Raw genomic sequence first — 3,179 nt, 5'->3', positions numbered from 1 at the left:
GACCGCAGCGCCTGCGCCGCGAGGTGCAGGGCGACCAGCGACGACGAGCACGCCGTGTCGACCGTCACCGCCGGACCCTCGAAACCGAACGTGTAAGAAACACGGCCGGAGACCAGGCTGCCCGCGCCGGTCGCGCCCGGCGTCCCCAGCCCGTAGTCGTGATACATCAGCCCCGCGAAGACACCGGTCCGGCTGCCCCGCTGGGACCTCGGGTCGAGCCCGGCCCGCTCGAAGGCCTCCCACGAGGACTCCAGCAGCAACCGCTGCTGCGGATCCATTCCCAGGGCCTCACGCGGAGAGATCCCGAAGAAACCGGGGTCGAAGTCCGCGGCGTCGTACAGGAAGCCACCCGTACGGGCATAGGTCTTGCCCGCCACACCGGGCTCGGGGTCGTACAGCCCCTCGATGTCCCAACCGCGGTCGGTCGGGAAGTCGCCGATGGCATCAGTGACGTGGACAACCGTGTGCCAGAGGTCGTCGGGAGTACTGATGCCGCCCGGATAGCGGCATGCCATCCCCACGATCGCGATCGGCTCGTCCCCGCCCGTCTGGGCGGCCACGATCACCGGTGCGGCCTCGGTGACGCCGCCGAGTTCACCGTTCAGGAAGCGCGCGACGCCCTGCGCATTCGGGTAGTCGAACACCAGCGTCGCCGGCAACCGCAGCCCGGTCGCCGCATTCAGCTCGTTCCGGAGCTCGACCGCGGTCAGCGAGTCGAACCCGAGATCCTGGAACGCCTTGCCCGGCTCAATCGCCTCGGGCGACGTGTGGCCGAGGACGGCCGCGACCTTCTCGGACACCAGATCCAGCAGCACCTGCTCGCGGTCGGCGCCGGCCAGGCGCTGTGCGAGGCCGGAGTCGGTCGCGACCTGGGCGGCTCGCCGCACCTGCGGCACAAGGCCCCGCAGCAGGGCCGGTACATCGGCGCGGTGGCGGAGCGCGGCACCATCCACGCGCAGCGGCACCAGCGCCGGTTCGTCCGTGCTCAGGCCGACACCGAACGCGTCCAACCCCTCATCGACGGTCAGCGCCGGAAGCCCCTGCCTGCGCATCCGCTCCAGGTGCGCCGCGGTGAGGTCCTGGGACAGGCCCGTCGCCACGTCCCACAGCCCGAAGGCCAATGACGTGCCCGCGAGGCCGAGTCCGTGACGGTGGACGGCCAGCCCGTCCAGGAACACGTTCGCCGCAGCGTACGAACCCTGCCCCGCCGCCAGCACCAAGCCACCGGCTGAGGAGAACAACACGAACGCCGCCAGGTCCATCCCGGCCGTCAACTCGTGCAGGAACCACGCCGCGTCCGCCTTCGCCGCCAGCACCGCATCCACACGGTCCGGCGTCAACGACTCGACCAGGCCGTTGTCGCCGATCCCTGCGGCATGCACCACGCCGGTCAGCGGGTGCTCGTCCGGGACGGAGGAGATCAGCCGGGCCAGCGCGCCACGATCGGTGACGTCGCAGGCGACAGCCTCGGCCGACGCACCCAGCTCCGCCAGCTCGGCAACGAGCTCGGCCGCACCGGGAGCGTCCGGCCCGCGACGGCCGGCCAGCACCAGGTGCCGTACGCCGTGCTCGGTCACGAGGCGGCGCGCCACCAGCGCACCCAGCCCACCGGTGCCACCGGTCACCAGCACCGTGCCTTGGGGGTCGAGCGTCCGGGTGTCGGTCGTGGCCGGGACGGTGCGCAGCAGGCGCGGAACCATGACGGCGCCGCCCCGGATCGCGATCTCGGGCTCGCCGGTGTGCAGTGCGCCGGCGAGCACCTCGCCGGTCTCACCCGCGCCGTCGACGTCCGTGTCGACATCCACCAGGACGATCCGGCCAGGGTGTTCGGCCTGCGCCGCGCGGACGAGTCCCCACACCGGTGCCCCAGCAAGGTCGAGCTCTTCCCCGGAGCCCGCCGCCACGGCACCGCGCGTCAGGATCACCAGGCGGGACACGGCGAACCGGTCGTCCGCCAGGAACGCCTGAATCTGTGCGAGCACGCCGTGCACACCCGCCCGTACGGCGTCGGGCACATCGAGCCCCGCGTCGGTACGGCAGGCAGACAGCACCCAGCCGGGCATGTCGTCGGTTGCCCCGAGCGCGGCGAAATCGGCGTACGCCGGCATCCCCACCACGTGAGGCACCGCGCCGACGACCGCGAAGCCGTCCGGCGACGTACCGCCGACCACCGGCAGCGGCACCCAGTCCATGCGGTGCAGTGAGTGGTGTCGGGCGCCGAGCTGCTCGGCCGACACGGGACGCGACACGAGCGAGTCCACCGTCATCACCGGGGAGTTCGTGGCGTCCGCGATCACCATGGCGCCGGTCGTCCGGGAGATCCGTACCCGCAACGCCGTAGCGCCCGTGGCCTGCAAGTTCACACCGGACCAGACGAACGGCAGCAGGGTCGGCGCGTCCGTTCCACGGTCCAGGACGAGCAACGCGTGCATCGTGGCATCGAGCAGAGCGGGGTGCAGACCGAACCGGCCGGCATCCGCGTGCGCCTGCTCGGGCAGTGCCACCTCGGCGAACACGTCGTCGTCGCGCTGCCACGCCCCGCGAAGGCCCTGGAACACCGGACCGTACGCGTAGCCACGGTCCAGCAGGTACGCGTACGCGTCAGCGGTGTCGACGGGCGTGGCTCCCGCAGGCGGCCACACCTCCTCCACCACCGGTGCGGGCGTTGCCGCCGTGGTCAGAGTGCCTTCGGCGTGCAACACCCACGCAGCTCCGGCGTCCGCCTCGTCGCGGCTGTGCACGCTGACGCCGCGGGCACCCGAGTCGTCCGGGGCGCCGACCATGACACGGACCTGCAGCGCGCCGCGTGCGGGAAGCAGCATCGGCGTCCGGAGCGTCAGCTCCTGCACAACGGGGCAGTTGGCTTCGTGCCCTGCCTGCAGCGCGAACTCCAGGAGACCTGTTCCCGGCACCAGCACGCTGCCCAGCACGTCGTGCTCGGCAAGCCAGGGGCGGGTGGCCAGGGAGATCCGCCCGGTCAGCAAGAAGGCATCGCTGTCGGGAAGTTGGGTACTGGCGGTCAGGAGCGGGTGGTCGAGAGCGGTGAGTCCGGCTTGGACTGCGCCGCCGGCCAGGTGGGTCGGCTCGATCCAGAAGTGCTGGTGCTGGAAGGCGTAGGTCGGCAGGTCGACGTGGGCCTGGGTGTCCCCGAAGTGGGCGGTCCAGTCGACGGTCACACC

1 protein-coding gene is annotated in these 3,179 nt (G+C 71.8%); it reads right to left on the bottom strand.

Going from position 1 to position 3,179, the window contains the following annotated elements; translation table 11 throughout:
• Nucleotides 1-3,179: type I polyketide synthase (locus tag ACFVUT_RS37545; protein WP_389661247.1), on the bottom strand; the 3,179-nt coding region annotated here is incomplete at both ends.

The sequence above is a fragment of the Streptomyces sp. NPDC058051 genome (assembly GCF_042885475.1).
Classification (GTDB): Bacteria; Actinomycetota; Actinomycetes; order Streptomycetales; family Streptomycetaceae; genus Streptomyces.
This window is presented reverse-complemented; position numbering and strand designations above follow the sequence as displayed.